The sequence below is a fragment of the Verrucomicrobiales bacterium genome (assembly GCA_016793885.1).
Taxonomy (GTDB): Bacteria; Verrucomicrobiota; Verrucomicrobiia; order Limisphaerales; family UBA11320; genus UBA11320.
This window is the reverse complement of the sequence record JAEUHE010000146.1, coordinates 25317-47981: the sequence shown is the minus strand read 5'-3', so window position 1 is coordinate 47981 and position 22665 is coordinate 25317. Positions and strand designations below refer to the sequence as shown.

Below are 22665 nucleotides of genomic sequence, written 5' to 3'. Positions count from 1 at the left end.
GAATGGCGACTCAAAGCTTCGCCGGGTGAAGGTTCTCTTTGATGAGACCCACAATGAGAGCTGGTCGACTTCGCGCGAGAAGGCCATCGAGATCAGCCCGGACTACCCGGAATACTCTTCCTACCAGGCCGCAGCCGGACTTCTGAAGGAGCGAGGCTTCCTGGTGGAGAGAAATCTCCATCACGCCCTGACGAGGGATCGACTGGAGGGAGTCGACATTCTGGCTCTGGTCCATCCCTGCGACCCGCGCTGGGAGAGAACCGTCAGCCAAAACTCGCCGCGACTGAGCCCCGAAGAGATCCGAGATATTCAGGACTTTGTCAGGCGCGGCGGGGCTTTGCTGGTGATCACGGAATATGAACATGACAAGTACGGGGATAATCTCAACGAGCTGCTCGAGCCCTTTGGCCTGACGATTCGGAATGGCACGGTGTTGGACCGCGTTCGTTGCGCCAACCGCAATCCCACCTGGGTTTTGAGCGAGGCCTCCGGCTCTCCTTTGAGTCGGTCGCTGACCACGGGAGTGAGCACCGTCTGCTTTTATCAGGCTGGGTATATTACTGTCTCGGGTTCCGCGGAAATCGTTCTCCAGGCGTCGGCCCAAGCCCATCCGGCCCGGGCGGGACTTTTGGGAGCTAGCCAGGCTGAGGACGGCCGAGTGCTCCTGGTGACCGACTCTCTGCTGTTCGGCGATGACTATCTGACCGATCCCAATCATCAAGCACTCTGGCTGAATTGCTTCCAGTGGCTGGCCGTCCCCCGGTTCCAACGCAATAATTTGCCCAAGCCCCCCAGCGAAGCCGCGAGATCCGGTCATTGGAAGTCCATGCGCGAAAGCGTGAATGGGCTGAGTCTGCTGCAACAGCCCGATGGAAGCGTGCCCGCCTCATTCCACGAAACAGCCGGCAAGCTCACCGAGCAGATCCTTGGTCACCTCCCCGAGTTGGCCCAGTTTTTCCCACATCAAAAGGAATACCTCGAACAATTGCGCGAGGATCTGGACCGCTGGCGCTCCGAAGGATACCGCAAACCCGACTTCCAGAAATCGCTGTCGGCCTTCCATCCCGAACGGCATCGCCAAGACCAGATTGAGCATTTCGTGCTTTTCCCGCTGTACACACCGAATGCCTCGCTGCAGACACGCTTTGAGACGTTGATCATGCGAATGCCCTGGCCCGACTGGCTGGCCCGGCTGGAGCGCGAGCGTTATCCCAACGCGAAATTCGCGCCCGGACACCTAGTGGATCACACCCGAGGATATCAGAGCGAGTGCGCCGTCCTTTTCCCGGAAACCATCGCAGTCGCCGGCAAGAGCTCAAACCACTTCGCCACAATCTTTTGCGACCGAGAAGCGCTGCGGCTGCAGCGTTATGCGAAGCACGCGATCGAAGCCGTCAGCCTGCCGACCCCACCCAATCTCGAATGCCTGCTCAGTTCCCTGCCTACCCTGGAGGATACGGTCGCCCTTTGGGACCTGATCCATGATCGTTCGCACAGTCTGGGGGAGTTGCCCTTCGACCCGTTCATGATCCGCCAGCGCGCTCCCTTCTGGATGTATGCCCTGGAGGAACTGCGGGTCGATCTTCGCAGCTTCAGCGAAGCGCACCACCTGGCCAAGGAGGGATTCCATTTCGCGGAGTACGTTCCCTACGCCATCCTGCTGGACCGCCTGTTCCGATTCCCCATCGTCGGTAGCCGGATCAAGAATTACGACGGCCTGGCCGGACAGCTTCTCTTCGCATTTCTTCATGAAAAGGACGTCCTGCAATGGTGCGACAACACCCTGCGCATTGCCTGGGAACAACTACCGTCGTCAATCGAAGAACTCCGGCGTGAGATCGCCTCGCTCTACCGATTAGGCGCCACCTGCTCGAAGCTGACGTTCTGGATCGAAGCCCATGACCTGATCACAAAATATGTTCGGCCCAACGTGGCTTCCCGTTGGAAGCGAGAGGGACGATTGATCGACAACGAGGCGGACCCTGCCAAATGGATCGGGTTGGTTGAGAATGACGAGTTTCCCTTGGGTAATTTCCACTCAAATCTGAAGCGGAAGATAGGAGAAGCCTAGCTCCCGACCCGGGGGCGGCGGAAACCCTTCGGAATGGGGGGTGTTGGAATCTCGTGCCAACTTAACCACCCGATCCGAAAGGCGTCCCAGTTACCCGCGTCGAGAGGAAACTAGCCCTGTCGGGTGAGGATCCGATGGCGGCCGTGAAAACATCAGGTGAACTCGCCTGGCTAATTCCCCCTCGCCAAACCACTCAATCCCGCCTATAGATTAAGCGGATTCTGACGAAGAATCTTCTACGAGCTATGATGACAATCAGAACACTCTTTCCCTTGAATCCCCGCCTGCTCTCCGGAGTGTGCCTGGGGATATCACTCGCTACGAACCTGCAGGGGGCGCGCGATTTGACCTCGCCGGGGAAGGTCGACAATTTTCATCTGATCGACCACACCGGCACATCCCGAGAGCTCTACCGTCAGAAGCAGGCCCGGTTGGTGGTGCTGTTTGTAGGAGGAAACGGCTGTCCCATCGTGCGCCAAAGCATTGGCACCCTCAACGAACTGGAGAAGGAGTTCTCCAGCCAGGGGGTAGAATTTTGGATCCTCAACTCAAATCCGCAGGACGACCGGGCGGCGGTGCAGAAAGAGGCAACCGAGTTCAGCATCGATTTCCCGATTCTTCTCGACCGGGGCCAATGGGTCTCGAAGAACCTGAACATCCATCGTACTGCTGAGGCGATCGCGATCGATACCAAGACTTGGAAAGTCGTGTATCGCGGACAAATCGATGACCGGCTGGGCTATGGGACGCAAAAACCGAAAGCCGAGAAGACGCCGCTGGCCGACGCCCTCCGCGAATGCCTGGCCGACAAGCCGGTGACCCATCCGGAAACTGAAGTTCGAGGCTGCGCCATCACCTATCCCGCCCCGGCCGAAAAAGCCTCGATCACTTATACCAAAGACGTGGCTCCCATCCTGCAGAAGAGCTGCGTAAGCTGTCACAGTCCCGGAAACATCGGCCCCTTTACCATGCCCAACTACGAGAAGGTCAAGGGCTGGTCAGCCATGATCCGGGAAGTCCTCTTGGAGCAGCGGATGCCCCCATGGCCCGCCGATCCTCAGGTCGGACACTTTGCTAACCCGAGGTTCCTCAGCGTTGAGGAGACGCAAACCCTTCTGGGTTGGATTGCTCAGGGATCGCCACGCGGAGAGGGAGAGGATCCGCTGGCCACTCACCAGCCACCGACTCCTGCCGAATGGCCGCTGGGCAAGCCCGATGTGGTGGTTTCCATGCCGAAGGAATTTGTGGTACCCGCGACCGGTGTCATTCCCTATCAATACTTCGTCATCGATTCGCCGCTTGCCGAGGATTCTTGGGTGAAAGCCACGTCAATCAAGCCGGGGAATTCCAAAGTGCTGCATCATGCGTTGATTTTCGTGAAATATCCAGAAGCGCTGAAGTCCATCGAACCCCGTCAAAATGCAGGGACGGCGGGCTATTTCGCCGGATTTGTTCCGGGAGCCGAGCCGGTTCCTTTCCCGGAGGGCACGGCCAAGTTTCTGCCCAAAGGAACCAAATTCGTTTTCCAGATGCACTACGCGGCCGCCGGCAAGGAGGAGCGTGATCTCACCCAACTCGGCCTGTATCTCTCCAAGGAGAAACCTCAATATGAGCTTCGAACCAGGGCCGTCACCCAGCAAGACCTAGGCATTCCACCGGGGGCTCGGGATTATCCAGCAAAAGCCAGCTACAAGTTTCGCAAGCCGGCGGTCCTCCACAACTTGAGCCCCCACATGCACGTCCGTGGAGCTTCCTTCAAATACGAGCTGATCTACCCCGATGGCAAGTCAGAGACTCTGCTCTCCGTGCCCCGCTGGGATTTCGCCTGGCAGTCGCTCTACAAGCTTAAGGAGCCTATTTCGGTCCCTGCCGGCGCCCAACTCGTTTGCTCAGGAACATTTGACAACTCGATCGGCAACCCGGCCAATCCCGATCCCAAGCAATGGGTGGTTTTCGGCGAGCAGACGACCGACGAGATGTTCATTGGCTATTATGATATCGCGGTTCCCCCGCTGGATCCCGTCAGCACACCGAAGGAGCCCAAGCCCAAGGCGAAGGAACCGGCAGCCGTCAGCGGCGCAAACTAGTGGTCTCCTCAACGGAGCCTACGACAAATACGTCCTGGGAGGGTGTCGGGGTAGGGCAGCACTGGCGTCACCCCGAGATCAGAGACCCGTGGGATGGTCGATAAAGGTCCAGGGGACTCGATATCGCCGGGATAAGTAGGCGGCGAGGGCTTTGACCCCGAAGGTCTCCGTGGCGTAGTGGCCGCCGTAGAACACATTCAACCCAAATTCCTCGGCCAGAGCATAGGTCCAGTGGGGGCCTTCGCCGGTGATGAAAGTGTCCACCCCCGCCTGAGCGGCCTTCTTGAGCTCCGCGCCTGCCCCGCCGGTCACAATGCCGATGCGACGGCATCGGTCGCCGCCCCCCGGCAGCAACTTAGGGGCCTCCCCCAACACCGACTTCAGCCTGTTGGCCAATTCCGCACGGCTAAGATTGGCGACCGCCAGCGCGCCAATATTTTGGCCCTTCTCGAAGAAGAATGGCTTCCAGCCAGGCAGCTTCAGCGCTCGACAGAGTCCCGCATTATTTCCCAACTTGGGATGCGCATCCAAGGGGAGATGGGAGCTATAGACGGCCAGGTCTCCCGCTAGAAGCTCCTGCAGCAACTCATAGCGCTTACCGGTCCAAGGGTGGGAAGGTGACCAGAACAGGCCGTGATGGACCACCATCAGATCCGCACCGGCCTGCCGCGCCAGTCGAACCGTCGCCAACGTGGCATCCACCGCCGCCGCAATGCGAGTCACGCCGCCCCGGTTCTCCACGTGCAGCCCATTCACAGCTCCCTCCCAGTCCTGGCACCCGGCGGTGTTCAGCAACCTGTTGCAATGGTTGACGAGACTGGTCAAAGAGACCTTGGTTGCCGTTTTCATCCTCAGGAAGGTTTAAGTGCCGTTTCCAAGCGATCGATCAAGGGTATCTGCGTCGGTTTGATTCGCACCCGGGCTTCGGAAAGCGGAAAGAAAGCCGCACGATCCACCTCAGGAAACACTTGATTCACTCCCGACCCCGGTGGCCACTCCATCTCAAACGTATTGCTAACCACCGGCTGACGCTCATCCCAGTCGCCGTCAAACCCCCAAGCATGGACGATTTTTCCGCCTTTCTGCCGAATCCAGCCCAAGTCAATGAAACGGGTAGTAGCCCGCGGCTCCAGCCCCACCTCCTCGCGGAATTCTCGGATGGCGGTCTCCTGAAGCGGCTCGCCCCGCTCCACTTCCCCTTTCGGGATCGTCCAGTAACCATGATCCCGCAAGGCGAAACGGGGTCCGCCGGGATGAGCGAGGAAAACCTGCAACTCACCCCGGCGAAAGCGATACATCACCAAGCCCGCGCTGACTCGCTCGGCCACGGCAGGGCTTTAGAACTTGTTCTTGCGGTAGGCGCCCACCTTCGGGGCATCCGGATTGACATCCGGTCCGAAGTAACGCAACACGACCAAGGGCTCGACGTCCGAGGTATTCTCGAACGTCACGCCTGCCTTGGCAGCTTCCTCAGTGCAGAACACCTCGTCCTCCGTAAGTTCGTGGAATCGAATCAATTTCGGGCAGTCCAAGGCGAGGCGGTTCATGCGCCCCTTGCCTTGCACAGTAATCAAGCCATAGGCGCCCTTGTCCGTAATCGTGCACTTGGTTCCCGGTTCGACCGTCAATTCCTTGGCAGTAAAGAACTGCTCGTCGTTGATGTTGCCATACACGATCCAGCGATCGACGAATCCTTCGCTGCGAGTGTCCGCCACCGGCACGGGCTCCAGATAGTGGTTGTCCTTGAACTTGGTATCCACGTTCGCGTCCCAGTCCAATTGGTCCACGATGAAGTCGAGATCCTTGTGCTTGCTCTTGGGCATGTCCTTGACCAGCAGGCTCCATGGGACTTCCCGTCCCTCGACAAGGCTTTGATACATTCCGAACACATCGCTGCCCCATTGCGGCTCGTACGTGCACAGGCTGCCGGGCGCATGCAGAATCCCAGGCCCAATGAGCCACCCGCTCCCCGGCTTCAATCGGTAGGCACGGGAGAGATCCAGGATGCCATTGTCGCCCCGGTTCCAGTTTTCCAGACACTTCTTGACCTGAGCCTTGGTGGTACCGGGCTCCAGGCCCATGAATGTGTAGGGGAAATTGTTCCCGACGTTGTTGTGCTGAGGCGGGAAATAATAGGATTCCGGCTTTCCCTCTTGGCCTACGAGAGCGGCTTGCTTCTGCGACTGGTGCATGTGATGAGGGATCGGCCCCATGTTGTCGAAGAACTTTGAGTAGACCGGCCATTTGCCGTATTTCTTCCACAGCCGGCTGCCGATCAAGGTAGCGCCGCAATCCTCCACCGCCTTGGCCAGGGTGAACCGCTGATTGCCCACGACGCAATAGCTGAAGCCCTCATCGGGAGTCCGATTCTCGTTCGCCGCCGGAGTGGTCGAAGCAAACCAGCGCTCGTCGATGCCGCCCCGGTTCAAGCCGAAGGCGTACAGATCATCGGGATGCAGCTTGAGGCGTTTGCCGGGTTGGAGAAAGGATCGGGGCACCCAGCATGGAGCCAGGCGCAAGAGCCCGCCGGTTTCCGCCAGGGTGGCCTCAACGAGGCTCTTGGTGTTCTTAGTGATGGTTCGGAGCGAGGTAACAGTGTTCATGCGTCATGCGCTAATGTTGAAAAGCAATTGTGGGGAGAATCTTTTGCCAGCTGGGGCTGCGCGGGCAATGTAAATCGATGCTCAAATCGGAAGGGGCTTCTTCCAGATCGGAACCCGCTTCTTCATCTCGTCGATGAGATATTGGCAGGCGGCGAAGGCTTCTCCCCGGTGGGGGGCGATCACTTCCACCCACAAAGACGCTTCCCCTACCTGAACCGGCCCAATCCGATGAACCAAGCGGATAGACTCAACCGGCCAGCGGGTCTCGACCTCAGCGAATAGCAGCTCGAATTGATGGCAAGCCATCGCCTGGAACGCCTCGTAGTGTAGACCACTGATCGCAGCCTCGCCCTCGGAACCGCGCACCACCCCGCAAAAATAGACCACTGCCCCCATGGCCTTCGACAGGCGACGCTCACTCACCAATTTCGGCTCATCGATCGGCTCGCAACCAACACTCAATACGTGATGCATGGGCAACTTTCGTTCTTCGTTAGGATCGCCGGGTGCACGAGCCGAATCAACCACCCTGAACCGGCGGAAAAAACGACACCTCGTCGCCCTCCTGAAGCACATAGCTTCGATCCTGGTAGTCGACGCCGACCGCGATCAACAGGCAGCGCTCCATCTCACCGAACCGCGGGAACCGTTCCGCGAGACGCGCCAACAGGTGGCCGACCGAAGCGGCTGGCGGCAACTCTTCCGCCGTCACCGCACAGCCGGTTAAATCCTGGAAGTAGGAATAAAAATGGACGTTCACACGCATCGCTGAAGCTCCTGATCTATGGCCATGGATGGGTCTATGCCCGAACGGCCGATCCCGGGAGTGCCTTCGGTTTGAGCACGCCCACAAACGGCAGGTTTCGATACCGCTCGGCGAAGTCCATTCCATACCCAACCACAAACTGATCCGGAATCTGAAACCCGGTATAATCCGCCTCGATCCGCCCCTGACCTCGTGAAGGCTTGCTCAGAAAGACACAAATTCTCAGGCTAGCCGGCCGAAGCTTCAGGAGCCGACGGCGAACCTCACCGAGCGTTCGGCCGGTATCCAAAATATCGTCCACCAACAGCACCTGACGCCCCTTCACATCCAGACGCAACTCCTTGGTGAAGGTTAGATTCCCGGAGCTGCGGCCATTGCCGTAACTGGACACCCCGATGAAATCCAACCGCATAGGGACTGACAGATGACGGATCAAATCCGCCAGGAAAAGCACCGTGCCGTTCAGAAGCGCGACCACCACCAGCTCTTGCTTGCCCAAATCCCGTTGCACCTCCTGGGCCAAGTGCGCCACGCGCCGAGCAATCCGCGCCTTGCTGATCAGCACTTCGGCAAGCTCCCGACGCCAAACCGCAGGCGGTTTCGTTCCGCATCGGACAACCGGGACAGATCGAGAGCCAGACATGACGGGTCTAAATGTGCTTTGAATCCCCGTGATCCTTCTCCGTGTATCCCGTCTCCTGACGCTTGAAATTGACCTCGTTCTTTTTGACGTAGGCCTGGAAGACATCGTCCGCGCTCATGCCGAGAACTTGGGCCATGCTGATCAAGAAGTGGAACAGATCCACCACTTCGACACGCGCATTCTGTTCGTCGAACTTCTGATACTTGGCCCACCATTTCCAAGGGACACTATCGGTGAGTTCGGCCATCTCTTGCGACATCGCCCGGCAATAGTTGAGAATCCACTTGGTCTTCTCCTCCGTGTCCATGCCCTCAGTGTTGACCCCGATACGCCGGTTGAGCGCTTGCTGCATTCGAAAGAGTTCGCGGAGTTGATCAGGCTGGTCCATGGCTAACCATTCGATGCCCCCGCACGGGAGGCAAGCAGAAACACAAAGAGAACCGGTGCCAGAAACAAAAAAGCCGGACCTTGCGGTCCGGCTCTGATTTAAACCTTGCGGTACTGATTAGCTCTTGCGTCGAGCCAGGAACAGAAGCCCAGCGCCCGTCAGACCCAAGAGGGCGATCGAGGAGGGTTCTGGAACCGGGACAGCCGTTACCTTCAGGTAAGGCACGCAGGTGTCGTCGATATGGGGCTTTCCATTCTCGAACACATAGCTCTGGTCGATGATCTTCCAGCCCGGAGGATTGGAATACTCGCTCTTGTTGGCGGTGCGCTCGAGAGCGACCGTGAGGTCATCCCCGCCCACAACCGTGGCCGAGATCCAATACGTCGTATTGGCAGCCAAGGTCAGACCGGAGGAAGAGTAAGTTGTCAGCCCAGTGGTGAGCTGACCGCCTACGTCCTTTTTCTTGCCGAAGCCAGTCAGTGTTTCCAAAACCGTTCCCGGGGCGGATCCGTTGGAGTCCCAGATTTGAACGGTGAAGGTGCCACTGCCTTTGGCATCGGTAGCCCCAGCCGCATAAGTGGCCGAGATGACCGACAAGAATACGTCATCCAAGACATATCCGCCTGCAAAGTTGCCAGTGGTGAACCCACCAGCGAACAGATTACTTTCAGACACGACGAAAGGCTTACACAGGGTAGACTTTTCGTTCGCTAAGTTTGATACCGAGTCTGCCCATGCATAGCCCATAGGCAGCAGCGATAACATACTAATATGAAGGATTTTCTTCATGGTTTCTACTTCATGGCGATGTTGGTTGTTTACGTCTCTGACCGTTCGTGCACGATTTTAGTGAATGAACAGGCAACCGGGCCATCGGTTGCACCATCCAACCGGCTCTCTCAACAACAAAAAACCAAACGCGCCATCGCCGATCACGTCCAGCCTTACCGCAGTTGAGTGAGCCTGTCGATCTAGAGTGATGGTGTATTTGTATAAAAATCGGGAAAGAATAGCAAGACCTTTTTGGAAGAATCTACCTAGGAGCGTTTGTGATAAAAACCTCGATAAATAGGGCTCATCCTAACGATTCATCCCGACTCCAACTGCCCCACCTTCTTCACCAAAACTACAAACAGCGGCAAATTATTCCCCCCACCCGCCGAGCAATTCCACTTCAATAACTTAATCTCGGACTAAGAAGATTGTCCTATCCCGTTCATGGGCATCACGCTGGCTGAACCGGAGTTTCAGGACGCACCTTCAGCTGGGACCCGTCGGATCGAGAAGCGCCTCCCCGCATCGAGTCGAGCGGAACTCCAGCAGGGTTTCTTGCCTCCTGCCCCATCGCCTTGGCAGACTGAACCCGCTGCATGCGCGAAACCTTACGGACCTGGACAGAAAATCTTGAGACCTTCATCTTGGAGGTGATTCTCGAGGAGAGACCGGGCAAACGTGCGGCCGTCGCACGCGCGCTCCTGTTCGCGCTGTCCTTCGTTTTCGCGGGAGCGGTAAAACTGCGGAGATTCTTGTACGAAACCCGGATCATCCGCGATTCCACTCTAGGCATCCAAGTCATCGCCATCGGAAACCTCACGGTGGGGGGCACAGGAAAAACCCCGGTGGTCGAGAAATTTGCCCGCGAGCTCCAGAACCAAGGCCGCACGGTCGCTATTCTTTCGCGTGGCTATCGCTCGAAGCCACCACCCTTGTCTAAACGATTGATTAACAAGTTCCTACTACGCGAGGAGCGAACTCCACCGCGAGTCGTCTCCGATGGAAAGTCGTTGCTATTGGATTCCGAGACAGCCGGAGACGAACCTTACATGCTCGCCTCCAACCTCAAGGATGTGGTGGTGCTCGTGGACAAGGACCGGGTGAAGAGTGGCCGGTACGCCATCGAGAAGTTCGGTTGCGACACCCTACTCCTGGATGATGGGTTCCAATATTGGCGCCTTGCGGGACGTCGCAAAGATATCGTGTTGATCGATTACCAGCAACCGTTCGGAAACGAGCACCTGCTTCCGCGTGGCACGCTGCGCGAACCGCCCTCCCATCTCAGCCGGGCGAGCTATGTCTTCATTACCAAGAGCGACGGGAACACGGGAGAGCTTCGCAATCGGATTGCCAAGCACAACCCATCCGCCGGCATCATTGAATGCGAACACCATCCCCTCTATTTTGAGGATGTGTTTACGGGGGAACAGCACGGTCTGGACTTGATTAAGGGACTCAAGGTTGCTTCGTTGAGCGGGATCGCCCAGCCGCACAGCTTCGAAAAGAGCCTGAGTCGCCTGGGTGGCGAACTGGTTTATTCGAAGCGGTTTGCCGATCATCACCGCTTCACCCAGCAAGAGATCCTCAACGCCATCAACCGCAGCAAGAAACGCCAGGCGGCAGCCATCATCACCACTCAAAAGGATGCCGTTCGATTCCCCAAAGTTGATCGCCGCGACCTTCCCATCTACTTCATGCGGGTGGAGATCAAGATCCTGAAGGGGGCCAAGGACTTCAACGAGTGTGTCCGGCAAATCTGCTTCCGCTGATGGCTGATCATGCGCTCTATTGGCTGGCTCTAGGATTGATCCGCCTCATCCAACTCCTCCCCCTGCCCTGGGCAGCCCGACTCGGACGCGGCCTGGGCCAGCTCGCCTACTACCTCGATGCTCGCCACCGCCGAGTTGCCCAGCGCAACCTGGAGGCCGCTTTCGGAACCACCTTCGGCGCGTCACAAGTTCAGGCCCTGGCCCAGGAGAACTTCAAGCGGATCGGCGAGGCCTATTGCAGCGGCATTAAGACATCGGCCATGAAGCCAGAAGAGATCTCGCGCTGCCTGGAATTCACCGGAGTCGAGGCCCTGCAAGCCCTGCACAGGGAGCAGCCGAGGTGTTCAGCGGTCGGGGCGATCGGCCACTTCGGAAACTTTGAGATCTACGCTCACATGGGCCGGTTCGTCCCCGGATTTCACCCCGCTGCCACGTTCCGAGGCTTGCGGCAGCCGGGGTTGGATCGGCTGCTCGGAAAGTTGAGGGCAACCAGCGGCTGCACTTTCTACGAGCGTCGATCGGGAGCCGCCGCCCTCAAAGCGGCCCTGAACCAAGGCGGCGTTCTGTTGGGTCTACTGGCCGATCAGCACGGAGGCGATGGCGGCATCGCGTTGCCGTTCCTGAGCCGCACCTGCTCCACTAATCCTGCTCCCGCAGTCCTCGCCCTACGCTATCGGGCGCCGCTCTTTGTGGCGATCTGCTACCGAATAGGGCTCGGCCGCTGGAAGGTGGAGGTCAGCCCGTTCATTCCAACCCACATCGACGGCAGGGCGCGCCCGGTGGAGGACATCATGCGCGAGGTGAACGTTCAGTTCGAAAAGGCAATTCATCGGGACCCCGCCAACTGGTTCTGGGTGCACAATCGATGGAAACCCATGAAGCCTCGCCGAGGCGCCATCACGGCTCCTTCCCCCTCGAACCCTCCACCCCAGGAACCATCGGCCGGATGAACCCAAAGTCCACCAGCGGTCCAACCATCGACCGGACCCAGATCAAGAGCCTCCTGATCCGGGGTGTGAATTGGCTGGGTGACGCGGTGATGACCACCCCGGCGATCAGCCGGATCCGGGAACATTTCCCGGAGGCATCGATCACGCTGCTGTGCCCCGAAAAACTGGCCGAGCTTTGGTGGCAACACCCCGCGGTCGACGAGGTGTTGATGATCGCCCCCCACGATACCACGCTCGCCGTGGCCCGCCATCTGCGAACACGAAGGTTCGATCTCGGGATCGTTCTGCCCAACTCGTTCCGCTCCGCTTGGGAGCTCTGGCTAAGCCGAATCCCTCGACGGGTGGGTTACTCGGGTAACGGTCGAAGCTGGCTGCTCACGCATGCCAGTCCCCGACGCCCGAGTGAGATTCGAATGCGAAAACGCTCGGTCCAAGAAATCCGAAGCTCGCTGACACCCCCTAAATCACTACCCCCGACGCCGGTCCCGGCTTCGGCTCACCATATCTATCAATACCTGCATCTTGCCCAGATGCTGGGCGCCTTGGCAGAGCCTCTCGCACCCAGCTTGCGGGTGAGCGAGAAGGAAAGGCAGCAGTTCCAGGAAAAATTCCTAGCGTCGCCCCCGCTTCCTGTGGATCCCACCACGCGCTGGATCGGACTCAATCCAGGAGCCGAATACGGTCCGGCCAAGCGCTGGCCGGCGGAGCGATTCGCGGCCGTGGCCACCGAAATGGCCAGGGAAGGCCCCTGTGTTTTTATCCTCTTCGGTGGCGGACAGGACGAGACTCTGGCCCGGTCGATTGGCGACACGATCGTCGAAGCAATGCAGCCAAATAGACAAGACAGCCGGGTCATTCCAGTGGCTGGCAAGACCACGCTCCGCGAGCTTATGGCGGGCTTGAGTCTCTGCGATGCTGTCCTGACCAACGACACCGGCCCCATGCACGTCGCCGCCGCTTTGGGCACGCCGGTGGTGGTGCCCTTTGGCAGCACCTCGGCCGCGCTCACCGGTCCCGGGAGCCCCGACCATCGGATCCATCGACTGCTCCAAAGCCCTCAGCCGCCCGGCTGCTCCCCCTGCTTTCTGCGGGAGTGTCCGATCGACTTCCGCTGCATGACTCAGATCTCCGTCTCCCAGGTTGCCAACGCTCTCCGGGAGGCGAGCTCGCGCTCAAGCTCACGCTCACGAACTCAACCTTCTACCTGATGCTTCCATGGTCCCAGCTCTGTCGCCCAGACAACAATTGCGCCTGCTGATGACTCAGCCAGGCATCGTCCCTACCCTCGCGCCCCACGACGTCTTCTCAGCGCTCGTCATGGTGCAGTCCGGGTTGAGATGCTTGTTTCTCGGCGGGTTCGGCACCAGCGCCTCCCTGCTGGGCTTGCCCGATCTAAACCTCATCAGCGTCTCCGAGATGGCCGACGCCGTGCGGCGCATGACCGCCCGAATCCCGGTTCCCATCATCGCGGATGGGGACACGGGACATGGCAATCTCCAGAACGTTCGCCGTACCGTCGAGTTGTTCGAAGCTGCCGGCGCTTCGGGAATCTTGCTCGAAGATCAGGTGACGCCCAAACGATGCGGACATTTTCCGAACAAACCCGTGGTGTCAGCCGCAGAGTTCGCGCAACGAATCCAAACCGCGGTGCAGGCACGCCGCGATCCAGAATTTGTCATCTTCGCTCGGACCGATGCCCGTCAAACCCTGGGCCTCGATGAGGCCTTGGAGCGCATTCGCCGCTGCGTCGACGCAGGTGCCGACGCCGGATTCGTGGAAGCGCCCCAATCTTTGGAAGAGCTCGAGAAAGTTCCCCGAAGCCTGCCAATCCCCATGCTGGCAAACATGCTGACCGGAGGAGCCACACCGATCGTCCCACTAGCCCGGCTCGGAGAAATGGGCTACAAGTTTGCAGTGGCGCCCGTCGAGTCGCTCATGGTGACTGGCAAGGCGGTTCGAGACTTGACGCGTGCCTGGCTTGAGGAAGGCCGGGTGGATAACGTGGCGAACGCGGCCATGCCCTTCGCCGAACTGAAGAAGCTGCTGCGGGTGGACGAACTCCTCGAGAACGGCTCGTAGTTCAGTCGAAATCCGAGCAACTCATAAAATAGTGACAGCGCGCGCACCGCAGCTTGCACTTCTCATTCTGCAATTCCTGCCCACAGCGCGGACACCAGCGCCAATACTCACCAGGCTCCGCTGCACTCCCCACTTCCGAAGGGGGCGGCTCAGGAGAGGGCTGGGGGTCTGCACTCATCCGGCGTTACGGCTGCGCAGCCCGGGTTGGATTGAGCACCATATGATCCCCCACCGTGGTTGAGTATCGGATCGCCCGCGTCACGAAGACCTTCGCCTGACGGACCGACTGCACCAACGACAACCCCCGCGCAAGGTAGGCCGTGATGGCGGCCGAATAAGTGCATCCCGTGCCATGGGTGGCAACACCACGGATAAACTTGGCCCGCAGCAGATACTCCTTCCGTCCATCGAAAAGGACATCGATGGCCTCCACCTGATTCTTAAGGTGGCCTCCCTTGATCAGGGCAGCACATCCCCAACGATCATGCACGGTTCGAGCCGCCGAGGCCAAACCCTCCACATCGCGAATCTTCCTTCCCACAATCAACTCCGCCTCATCGAGATTGGGGGTGATGAGGATCGCCTGGGGAAACAGCCGCGACATCAGACTTCGCATGGCCGCCGGCTTCAGCAAGCGGGCACCACTGGTGGCCACCATGACCGGGTCCACCACGAGCGGCACCCGAGGGTCTTCCTCCCACCACGCGGAGATATGTCGAATCATCGCCTCCGAGTAGAGCATCCCGGTCTTCGCCGCGGCTGGCGGTAATTCCGCAAAGAGCGTCTCGAGCTGGATTTGGATGAACTCCGGCGGGGTCGGCAGGATGGCGGCCACCTCTTCCGGATTCTGCGCCGTAAGACAGGTGGTGACGCAGGTCCCGTGCACGGAGAGCGCGGCAAAGGTTTTGAGATCCGCCTGCAAGCCGGCTCCACCTCCGGAGTCCGAGCCGGCGATGGTCAGGGCAATGGGCTGTATGATTGGTTTCAAAGCTTGTTTCAACAGACGACCGAAGGTCTTGAACCACAGGCGAGGACGGGCCGCCTGGCCGCACTCTGCAACCCATTGGGACCAACCGCGAACTAACCGTTGAACCGTTTGAGAACAATGCTGGCGTTGTGCCCGCCAAATCCGAATGAGTTGTTCACAATCGCCTGGATCGGCATCGGCCGGGCAGTGTGCGGCACATAGTCGAGATCGCACTGCGGGTCCGGGTTGTCCAGATTCAGGGTCGGCGGCGCAATTTCGGTCTCCATCGCCTTGGCACAGATCGCGGTTTCAACCCCGCCGGCAGCCCCGAGCATGTGGCCCGTCGCGCCCTTGGTCGAGCTAACCGCCAGCTTAAGGGAATGCTCCCCAAACACGGTCTTGATGGCCTGCGTCTCGCAAACATCACCCTGCGAGGTGGAGGTGCCGTGCGCATTGATGTAAGAGATGTCCGTCGGATTGAGGCGAGCGCTACGCAGGGCCATCCGCATGCAGCGAGCGGCCCCTTCGCCTTCCGGGGCCGGGGAGGTCATGTGGTTGGCGTCCGCGGTGTTCCCGTAGCCCACCAACTCGCAATAGATCCGCGCCCCGCGCGCTTTGGCATGCTCTAGTTCCTCGAGGACCACCACCCCGGCACCTTCGCCCATGACAAAGCCGTCACGGTCCACATCAAAAGGCCTCGAAGACCGCTTGGGCTCCCCATTGCGCCGGCTCATGGCCTTCATGGCACAAAAACCGCCAATGCCCAGGGGCACGATGGTCGCCTCAGTCCCGCCCGCGAACATGACCTGGGCGTCACCCATCTTGATCGTCCGCCAGGCCTCGCCGATCGCGTGCGTTGCCGTCGCACACGCCGAGCAAGTCGCCACGTTGGGCCCGCGCAGCTTGTGAAACATCGAAAATAGACCCGAGGACATGTTCAGGATCAACATCGGGATCATGAACGGGGAAAGCCGGCCCGGACCTTTGGCCAGCAAAATCCGATGCTGTTCCTCGGTGGTATGCAAGCCACCGATTCCTGATCCCAGGAAAACCCCGACCTCATCCCGGTTCACCTTCTCGAGATCCAAGCCGGAGTCCTTCAGTGCCATCCAGCCGGCAAAAATGCCGAACTGGCTGAAACGATCCGCTCGTCGAACATCCTTGGGACCGGGGAACGCCGGCAACGGATCGAAGTTCTTGACCTCACCCGCGATCTGCGTGTCATACGCCGAGGCGTCAAACAGCGTGATCCGGTCGATGCCACACTGGCCTTCGATGACGTTTTTCCAAAGTTCATCAATGTGATTACCCAAGGGTGAAGCCACACCCAGGCCGGTAATCACCACACGACGATCAAACGGGGAGTTCGACATGAAATCAAAGGGGCAGCCTGGCTTTTCCGCCATGGCTGCCCCGGTCAAAGTCGCCAGGTCCTACTTGCGCTGAAGGTCTTCGATGTACTTCACGACATCGCCAACGCTCTGCAGCTTCTCGGCTTCTTCATCCGGAATCTCGTTGCCAAAATTTTCTTCCAGCGCCATCACCAACTCAACCGTGTCCAGGGAGTCCGCCCCCAAGTCCTCAATGAACTTGGCGTCTGGCGTGACCTGATCCGGGTTCACGTTCAATTGTTCGACGATGATCGCCTTAACTCTTTCCTCAATCGATTTCTCAGCCATGAGTCTCTCCGATTACAAGTTTGCGACTGTCTAAGTCACGTTCTACTGACCGTCAAGCCCTGTTTCCAACCAATCGACCCGCCTAAAAACAGGGACTGCTGCACCGAAATGCCGATCATGATGATTTTTGGGTCGAAAATCGTGTTGTGTCTATCGATGGGGGAGGACCGTGTCGAGTGCTTTTTCACATGACCATGCCGCCATCCACGGTCAACACCTGCCCCGTGACGTAGCGGCCGGCCGCGCTGGCGAGATAAAGAGCCGCTCCCGCGATGTCCTCGGCCTGCCCCAATGTCGCCATCGGTATCTGCTTCAGAATGCCAGCTTTAAGCTCGTCGGTCAGCTCCGCCGTCATGTCGGTTTCGATGAAGCCAGGGGCGATCGCATTCGCGGTGATTCCACGCGATGCGAACTCGCGGGCCACTGATTTGGTAAAACCGATGAGGCCGGCCTTGCTGGCTGCATAATTCGCCTGCCCACCATTGCCCATCAACCCGATCACCGAAGAAATATTGATGATGCGTCCGCTCCGCTGTTTCAACAAGGAGCGGGTAAAAGCCTTGGTGAAATGAAAGGCCCCCTTGAGATTCGTGTCCAAGACCACATCCCAGTCGGCCTCGCTCATGCGCATCAACAAGCCATCCCGAGTGACGCCAGCATTGTTGACCAGGATGTCCACGCGCCCCGCCTCCGCGAGAATCTTCTCGCCTGCGGCGGCCACCGCCGGGCCATCCGACACATCCACCGCCAGTGCCCAAGCAGTACGGCCGAGGGCCCGAACCTCATTCGCCACCTTTTCAGAATTTTCCACAGTCCGCGAGACGCAGACCACGTTAGCCCCCTCCGAGGCGAATTTAAGAGCGATGGCACGACCGATACCTCGGCCCGCCCCGGTGACGACCGCAACTTGATTTGAGAGAATGGACATAATTGTGTTTGTGAAATTGAGAATGTCTGAGCGCGGGCGCCAGTTCAACCCTGCGGCGAGTTCAATGCTTGAACCGCAACCTCCAGGCTAGTCGTGTCCGCCACGTTCAAGATCTGCACCTGATCGTCGATGCGCTTCATAAAACCGCTCAACGCCTTACCCGGCCCCAGTTCCACGAACCGAGTGAATCCCTGAGCGATGAGGTAACGGATCGACTCCTCCCAGCGAACTGAAGCGGTGACCTGATCCACAACCGTCGACACAATGCTGGCGGGGTCGCCATGGGGTTGCGCTGTCACGTTGGAAATGACCGGGACTTGAGTTGCGTGGAGCGTGAGGGCGCCCATGGCTTCCCGCAGCCGCGGCTGGGCGACCGCCATCAACGGGGAATGATAAGCGCCCGCCACCTTGAGGGTCATGGCTTTCTTCGCTCCCGCCGCCTTGGCCGCTTCGCAGGCTTTGTCCATTAAGTCGGCGGCCCCGGAGATCACAATCTGGCCGGGGCAGTTCAAGTTCGCGAGAGTGACGCCCACCTGGGCGCAGACCTCCCGGGTCTTGGCCTCATCCAGTCCGATAATGGCGGCCATCCCCCCGCGGGTCGCCTCACAGGCTTCCTGCATGAAGCGGCCCCGTTGACGCACCACTCGGATTCCATCATCGAAGGACATGGCTCCCGCGGCCGTGAGGGCGGTAAACTCTCCGAGCGACAAACCGGCGGCAGCATGGAATTCGAACCCCGGAACCCGTTCTTTCAGGAGCTGATAGGCGATCCATCCCACCAGGAAAATTCCTGGCTGGGCGTTCTCCGTTTGGGTCAGTTCGGATTCCGGACCCTCGAAGCAGATGCGAGCCAGGTCACAACCGACAGCCAAATTGGCTCGGTCAAACCACTGCCGGGCGATGGGGTACTTTTCGGCGAGGTCCTTGCCCATGCCCACGGCTTGGGCTCCTTGGCCGGCAAAGAGGAGCGCTGTTTTGTTCATTTCTGGCGGGACTAAACACAAAAGCCTGCCGACAGGAAAGCGGAGATTTCCGACCGAGAATCCTGTTGGCCGGGGCGGCAATTTCTGCTATCACCCTACCGCCCATGGTTCCGAGGTTCAAAATCCCGTTGTTTCTGGCGATTCTCTTCGCCTGGGGGCAACTCGTCTCGGGGCAGAGTCCTCGGTCGATTGATTTCTCGCTGCAAACCGATGGCACCCATCCCTTTGGAGACCTAACAACCCGCTACCGAGTGCAGCAGTGGAAGGTGGAGCAAGGGCTGCCGCAGAACCACGTCACCTGCCTGATGCAAAGCCATGATGGCTATGTATGGGTAGGAACGGTTTTTGGACTCGCCCGTTACGACGGTGTCCGATTTACGGTGTTTGAAAAATCGAGCCTTCCGCTGATGGTGGAGACCGACGACCACATCCTGGGCATGGCGGAAGATCGGGACCATGCGATCTGGGTCTGCGCTCGGAATGGACTGTTGCGCCGGCAGGAGCATACCTGGACGGCGTTCATTACCGGAGGACCCGAACTGGGAAAGTATCAGCCCACCGGAGTTTGCGCCGCGAAAGAGGGAGGGGTGTGGGTGGGTGTTCACGGTGCGGTCCTGCGTTTCGATCAGAACGGAGCCAAGGAGACCCTCATACTGGACTTCAAACCGGCGGTCCGCTCGGTCCGGATGCTAGCGGAAGATGATCGAGGCCGGGTCTGGCTGGCGGACCGATACCGCGTCATGCGCTGGACCCCGGGGGAGGACCGGGCCGTCATGGTGTTTGACTATTCGAACGCGGTGGGCTGGGTCCACTACCTCTACAAAGATCCCGACGACGGCAGCATTCGGTTCGGCGGCCAATTTGGAGCCTACAAGGTCGAAAACGACCTGCCCCGGCTGATCGGCGGATTCAAAACGTCTTCCGGGGGTATTCTCACCAACACGGTGTTCGCCATCGCGGACGACGGTCATGGACGAGTGTGGACCGCCGAGGACGGGCGGCTGGTCCAATCCATTTTTGGTAAGTCCGGGGAAGAGCCTCAGGAAATTGGAGTTCACCGGCATCCAGGGCTCACTTCCGTGGAGAAGCTGATGCGGGACGCCGAGGGCAATCTATGGGCTGGAACCAGCTTCGACGGGTTGCTGTTTATCAAGGAGCATCGCATCGCCACGCTGATCGCACCCGGTGGCAGATTGCAGAATAACCTGTGGTCGGTCTGTGAGGATAGCGAGGGGGCGATCTGGATGGGCAGCTCGCGGAACCTGCTGCGCTGGCACCAGAATGAGCTGACTCCGTTTGGCCCACCCCCTTCCTCGATGCCCAACGGGCTCGTCTTCTCGGTGGTCCCCGACCCTCGAGGAGGCATCTGGGTGGGGTACGCGGGCTACGGACTGTTTCATTTCAACGGCACGCGATGGGACCCCGGTCCTCGGTCGAGCCTGAGCCTGCAAGCAACTAACGACCTGAACACCCGCTGCATCCTCACACGTCGTGACGGATCTGTCTGGTTCGGCATGCTGGATGGGCTTTACAGCTGGTCGAACGAGAAGCTCACCCACTTCACGAAAACGAATGGGCTGCCCGGGAATGATATCCGGGCCCTCCACGAGGATGCGGCGGGCAACCTCTGGATCGGCACCTACAGCGATGGACTCTCCCGTTACACCGGCGGAACATTCACCAACTTTGGGCGCAAAGAAGGTCTGAAAGACCTTCAGATCTCCGCCTTTCTGGAGGAACCGGACGGCTCCCTGTGGATCGGAACCTCGTCCGGTCTGGCCCGCCACCGCAACGGAAGCTTCCGCACCTTGACCCGGAAGGAGGGGCTTTATGACAACCTGGTGAATCAAATTGTGGCCGACGATTACGGTTCTTACTGGATCAGCTGCAATCGGGGCATCTACCGAATCTCCAAGGACGATGCCCGCGAGGTGGCGGATGGGACGCTGGAAGCCCTCACCTCGATGCCCTTTGGCGAATCCGAGGGCATGCAAAGCGCTGAGACCAACGGTGGTTCGCAGCCGGCCGGTTGGAAATCCCGCGACGGCCTCCTCTGGTTCCCCAGCGGAAACGGGCTCATCCGAATTGATCCTAAAGACTTCCTCGTCAACAAGCGAAGACCCTCGGTGGTCGTCGAGCAGGTCATCGCCAACGCGGTCATACGTTACGGTGACGGAGCAGATCGGGATCCTCCCACGGTCCGATCCGGCGAGGGCCGCTGGCAAGAGCAGCGCGCCAGGCCTGAACAACCCTTCCATCTCCAATTTCCCGCCGGCCAGGCTGGAGTCGTGGAGATTCGCTATACGGCCAACTCGTTCGGCGACCCAAGCAAAGTGCGCTTCCAATACCGCATGATCGGCCATGATCGCGGCTGGCAGGACGCGGGAGACCGTCGAATCGCCCACTACACCAATCTGGACCCCGGCACCTATGAATTCCAGATCCGCGCTTGCAGCAGTCACGGGCGCTGGGGACCGATCGACCGTCATCTAACCTTCACCATAGCGCCCTACTTTCACCAGACTTGGTGGTTCGCGAGCCTGTCCCTCCTGGGAATCGTGGCGAGCGTGATGGCGGTTCAGTCCTATCGTCTGAAAACCCAGCGCAAAATCCTACAGCTCGAAAAGGAGCACGCCCTGGAAAAAGAGCGCGCGCGCATCGCCAAGGATATGCACGATGATCTGGGCGCACGGCTCACCCAGCTGGGCATGATTAGCCAGGCGATCGAGTCGCCTGGCTTCCAAGCCAACCCAGGGGAAGGGTCCCCACTCCCCAAGATCTCCGCCCTCGCGCGGGATGCGGTGCGCAGCCTGGACGAGATTGTCTGGGCGGTCAGCCCGGGCAAGAACTCGCTCGACCAACTCGCGGGCTACCTGGTCCAGTCCGCCCAGGATCTCATCACCCCGTCCGGCCTGCGCTTCGAGCTGCAGATGCCCCCACACATCCCGCCGCTTCCACTGACGTCCGAGCTTCGTCACAACGTGTTCCTGGTATCCAAGGAAGCCTTGAACAACGCGGTGAAGCACAGCGGCGGCAACTGCATCCGGCTTGAGTTTAGCCACGGTCCACAGGAGGGCCGCGTCGTCATCAGCGACGACGGCGACGGCTTCAACATCGCGGACGCCGCCGGGGCAGGCAATGGACTGGCCAACATGAGGAAGCGTGCCGAAAGCGTGGGCGCCTCTTTCGATCTCGACAGCCGGAAAAAGCAAGGGACCCGGATTGAAGTCCGGTTTCCCCTCCCCACGGAAGGATCCAGATGATGAACACTTTTTCTCACCAACCTCACCCCAGCAGTACCATGAGTTCCAGCTATTCCGTGAACCTTCCAACACCGAAAATCACTGTCTCGATCATTGAGGATGACTCTGGTCTGAGGGACAGCCTGCAAACCCTGCTGGGAGGATTCCCACGCTTTCGGTGCGTCTCGGTTCATCCCAATGCCGAGCATGCGCTCCGGTTCCTTCCAGAGAGCCGGCCTAACGTGGCGCTGGTCGACATCAACCTGCCCAAAATGTCGGGCATCGAATGTGTCCGTCATCTGAAACCCCAGTGCACTCAGACTCAGTTTCTCATGCTGACGGTGTACGAAGACACCGACCGAATCTTCGAGTCGCTCAAGGCGGGAGCCAGCGGTTACCTGCTGAAAAGATCCGAACCCACTCGAATCATGTCGGCACTCGAAGAAGTTCACGCCGGCGGAGCCCCGATGACCGCCGAGATCGCGCGGAGGGTGGTGAAATCTTTTCAGGAAATCCGCCCGGAGGGCGAAGCTGTCACCGCCCTGCTCCGCCCGCGGGAGTGCGAGGTTCTGGAACTGCTTTCCAAAGGGGCATCTTATCGGGAAATTGCGGAACGGCTGGGCATCAGCTTCTCCACCGTCAACAGCCACGTCAAAAGCATCTACGAGCGCCTGCACGTTCGGTCCCGCAGCCAGGCCGTGGCTAAATACTTCGGCAAAGAACCCTGCTAAAGCCG

22 protein-coding genes are annotated in these 22665 nt (G+C 59.3%); 9 read left to right on the top strand and 13 right to left on the bottom strand.

Annotation, left to right across the window (positions count from 1 at the left end; all coding sequences use genetic code 11):
• Together JNN07_16500 and JNN07_16495 are read left to right on the top strand one after the other, a co-directional pair.
• Positions 1-2071 (top strand): hypothetical protein (locus JNN07_16500; GenBank protein ID MBL9169342.1); only part of this gene is annotated, 2071 nt, incomplete at its 5' end.
• Positions 2072-2316: 245 nt separating this feature from the next.
• Positions 2317-4158, top strand: a complete 1842-nt coding sequence (locus JNN07_16495) for a redoxin family protein (GenBank protein ID MBL9169341.1) — start codon at positions 2317-2319, stop codon at positions 4156-4158.
• A gap of 78 nt (positions 4159-4236) precedes the next feature.
• On the opposite strand, the gene JNN07_16490 is transcribed toward JNN07_16495, so the two are convergent.
• The 8 genes from JNN07_16490 to JNN07_16455 form a co-directional block, all read right to left on the bottom strand.
• Positions 4237-5007, bottom strand: coding sequence for a Nif3-like dinuclear metal center hexameric protein (locus JNN07_16490; protein MBL9169340.1), 771 nt, complete (start codon positions 5005-5007; stop codon positions 4237-4239).
• 2 nt (positions 5008-5009) lie between these two features.
• Positions 5010-5456 (bottom strand): NUDIX domain-containing protein, encoded by a 447-nt coding sequence (locus JNN07_16485; protein MBL9169339.1) that lies wholly within the window; start codon positions 5454-5456, stop codon positions 5010-5012.
• Between the two features lie 39 nt (positions 5457-5495).
• On the bottom strand, positions 5496-6761 hold the full coding sequence (locus JNN07_16480; protein MBL9169338.1) for a hypothetical protein: 1266 nt from the start codon (positions 6759-6761) through the stop codon (positions 5496-5498).
• Positions 6762-6842: 81 nt separating this feature from the next.
• On the bottom strand, positions 6843-7235 hold the full coding sequence (locus tag JNN07_16475; protein ID MBL9169337.1) for a molybdenum cofactor biosynthesis protein MoaE: 393 nt from the start codon (positions 7233-7235) through the stop codon (positions 6843-6845).
• Between the two features lie 46 nt (positions 7236-7281).
• Complete coding sequence (locus tag JNN07_16470) at positions 7282-7527, bottom strand: MoaD/ThiS family protein (GenBank protein ID MBL9169336.1); 246 nt, start codon at positions 7525-7527, stop codon at positions 7282-7284.
• Positions 7528-7561: 34 nt separating this feature from the next.
• Complete coding sequence (hpt, locus tag JNN07_16465; protein MBL9169335.1) at positions 7562-8092, bottom strand: hypoxanthine phosphoribosyltransferase; 531 nt, start codon at positions 8090-8092, stop codon at positions 7562-7564.
• An 85-nt stretch (positions 8093-8177) separates the two neighbouring features.
• Positions 8178-8558, bottom strand: coding sequence for a dUTPase (locus JNN07_16460; protein MBL9169334.1), 381 nt, complete (start codon positions 8556-8558; stop codon positions 8178-8180).
• 117 nt (positions 8559-8675) lie between these two features.
• A complete protein-coding gene (locus tag JNN07_16455; protein MBL9169333.1) occupies positions 8676-9233 on the bottom strand; it encodes a PEP-CTERM sorting domain-containing protein in 558 nt (185 codons plus the stop codon).
• Between the two features lie 96 nt (positions 9234-9329).
• On the opposite strand from JNN07_16455, the gene JNN07_16450 reads away from it, so the two are divergent.
• The 5 genes from JNN07_16450 to JNN07_16430 all read left to right on the top strand — a co-directional run bounded on the left by JNN07_16450 (position 9330) and on the right by JNN07_16430 (position 14130).
• Positions 9330-9515: a hypothetical protein gene (locus JNN07_16450; protein ID MBL9169332.1), complete on the top strand. Its 186-nt coding sequence runs from the start codon at positions 9330-9332 to the stop codon at positions 9513-9515.
• A 413-nt stretch (positions 9516-9928) separates the two neighbouring features.
• On the top strand, positions 9929-11101 hold the full coding sequence (gene lpxK, locus JNN07_16445) for a tetraacyldisaccharide 4'-kinase (protein ID MBL9169331.1): 1173 nt from the start codon (positions 9929-9931) through the stop codon (positions 11099-11101).
• Positions 11101-12051 (top strand): hypothetical protein, encoded by a 951-nt coding sequence (locus JNN07_16440; protein ID MBL9169330.1) that lies wholly within the window; start codon positions 11101-11103, stop codon positions 12049-12051. Before lpxK ends, JNN07_16440 begins: the two co-directional genes overlap by 1 nt.
• Positions 12048-13259 (top strand): lipopolysaccharide heptosyltransferase II, encoded by a 1212-nt coding sequence (gene waaF / locus JNN07_16435; GenBank protein ID MBL9169329.1) that lies wholly within the window; start codon positions 12048-12050, stop codon positions 13257-13259. The genes JNN07_16440 and waaF overlap by 4 nt, the downstream gene beginning before the upstream one ends.
• A gap of 7 nt (positions 13260-13266) precedes the next feature.
• On the top strand, positions 13267-14130 hold the full coding sequence (locus JNN07_16430; protein ID MBL9169328.1) for an isocitrate lyase/PEP mutase family protein: 864 nt from the start codon (positions 13267-13269) through the stop codon (positions 14128-14130).
• Positions 14131-14314: 184 nt separating this feature from the next.
• On the opposite strand, the gene thiD is transcribed toward JNN07_16430, so the two are convergent.
• The 5 genes from thiD to fabD all read right to left on the bottom strand — a co-directional run bounded on the left by thiD (position 14315) and on the right by fabD (position 18687).
• Positions 14315-15118, bottom strand: coding sequence for a bifunctional hydroxymethylpyrimidine kinase/phosphomethylpyrimidine kinase (gene thiD, locus JNN07_16425; protein ID MBL9169327.1), 804 nt, complete (start codon positions 15116-15118; stop codon positions 14315-14317).
• A gap of 92 nt (positions 15119-15210) precedes the next feature.
• A complete protein-coding gene (gene fabF / locus JNN07_16420) occupies positions 15211-16470 on the bottom strand; it encodes a beta-ketoacyl-ACP synthase II (GenBank protein ID MBL9169326.1) in 1260 nt (419 codons plus the stop codon).
• A gap of 60 nt (positions 16471-16530) precedes the next feature.
• A complete protein-coding gene (acpP, locus tag JNN07_16415; protein ID MBL9169325.1) occupies positions 16531-16776 on the bottom strand; it encodes an acyl carrier protein in 246 nt (81 codons plus the stop codon).
• Positions 16777-16960: 184 nt separating this feature from the next.
• Positions 16961-17704: a 3-oxoacyl-[acyl-carrier-protein] reductase gene (gene fabG / locus JNN07_16410; protein MBL9169324.1), complete on the bottom strand. Its 744-nt coding sequence runs from the start codon at positions 17702-17704 to the stop codon at positions 16961-16963.
• A gap of 44 nt (positions 17705-17748) precedes the next feature.
• Positions 17749-18687: an ACP S-malonyltransferase gene (gene fabD / locus JNN07_16405; protein ID MBL9169323.1), complete on the bottom strand. Its 939-nt coding sequence runs from the start codon at positions 18685-18687 to the stop codon at positions 17749-17751.
• Between the two features lie 104 nt (positions 18688-18791).
• Here fabD and JNN07_16400 point away from each other — a divergent pair, with 104 nt between their 5' ends.
• Complete coding sequence (locus JNN07_16400) at positions 18792-21950, top strand: hypothetical protein (GenBank protein MBL9169322.1); 3159 nt, start codon at positions 18792-18794, stop codon at positions 21948-21950.
• Positions 21951-21988: 38 nt separating this feature from the next.
• Positions 21989-22660 carry a response regulator transcription factor gene (locus JNN07_16395; protein MBL9169321.1) on the top strand — a complete coding sequence of 224 codons (672 nt, stop codon included), beginning with the start codon at positions 21989-21991 and terminating at the stop codon, positions 22658-22660.
• The last annotated feature ends 5 nt before the right edge of the window (positions 22661-22665 follow it).

Coding starts and splice junctions, on each gene's coding strand:
- fabD (MBL9169323.1), bottom strand. CDS start 18,687: ATGAACAAAACAGCGCTCCTCTTTGCCGGCCAAGGAGCCCAAGCCGTG.
- JNN07_16480 (MBL9169338.1), bottom strand. CDS start 6,761: ATGAACACTGTTACCTCGCTCCGAACCATCACTAAGAACACCAAGAGC.
- JNN07_16395 (MBL9169321.1), top strand. CDS start 21,989: ATGAGTTCCAGCTATTCCGTGAACCTTCCAACACCGAAAATCACTGTC.
- JNN07_16490 (MBL9169340.1), bottom strand. CDS start 5,007: ATGAAAACGGCAACCAAGGTCTCTTTGACCAGTCTCGTCAACCATTGC.
- JNN07_16430 (MBL9169328.1), top strand. CDS start 13,267: ATGGTCCCAGCTCTGTCGCCCAGACAACAATTGCGCCTGCTGATGACT.
- JNN07_16485 (MBL9169339.1), bottom strand. CDS start 5,456: ATGTATCGCTTTCGCCGGGGTGAGTTGCAGGTTTTCCTCGCTCATCCC.
- JNN07_16495 (MBL9169341.1), top strand. CDS start 2,317: ATGATGACAATCAGAACACTCTTTCCCTTGAATCCCCGCCTGCTCTCC.
- lpxK (MBL9169331.1), top strand. CDS start 9,929: ATGCGCGAAACCTTACGGACCTGGACAGAAAATCTTGAGACCTTCATC.
- JNN07_16450 (MBL9169332.1), top strand. CDS start 9,330: ATGAAGGATTTTCTTCATGGTTTCTACTTCATGGCGATGTTGGTTGTT.
- JNN07_16475 (MBL9169337.1), bottom strand. CDS start 7,235: ATGCATCACGTATTGAGTGTTGGTTGCGAGCCGATCGATGAGCCGAAA.
- fabF (MBL9169326.1), bottom strand. CDS start 16,470: ATGTCGAACTCCCCGTTTGATCGTCGTGTGGTGATTACCGGCCTGGGT.
- JNN07_16470 (MBL9169336.1), bottom strand. CDS start 7,527: ATGCGTGTGAACGTCCATTTTTATTCCTACTTCCAGGATTTAACCGGC.
- fabG (MBL9169324.1), bottom strand. CDS start 17,704: ATGTCCATTCTCTCAAATCAAGTTGCGGTCGTCACCGGGGCGGGCCGA.
- acpP (MBL9169325.1), bottom strand. CDS start 16,776: ATGGCTGAGAAATCGATTGAGGAAAGAGTTAAGGCGATCATCGTCGAA.
- JNN07_16440 (MBL9169330.1), top strand. CDS start 11,101: ATGGCTGATCATGCGCTCTATTGGCTGGCTCTAGGATTGATCCGCCTC.
- JNN07_16400 (MBL9169322.1), top strand. CDS start 18,792: ATGGTTCCGAGGTTCAAAATCCCGTTGTTTCTGGCGATTCTCTTCGCC.
- waaF (MBL9169329.1), top strand. CDS start 12,048: ATGAACCCAAAGTCCACCAGCGGTCCAACCATCGACCGGACCCAGATC.
- JNN07_16460 (MBL9169334.1), bottom strand. CDS start 8,558: ATGGACCAGCCTGATCAACTCCGCGAACTCTTTCGAATGCAGCAAGCG.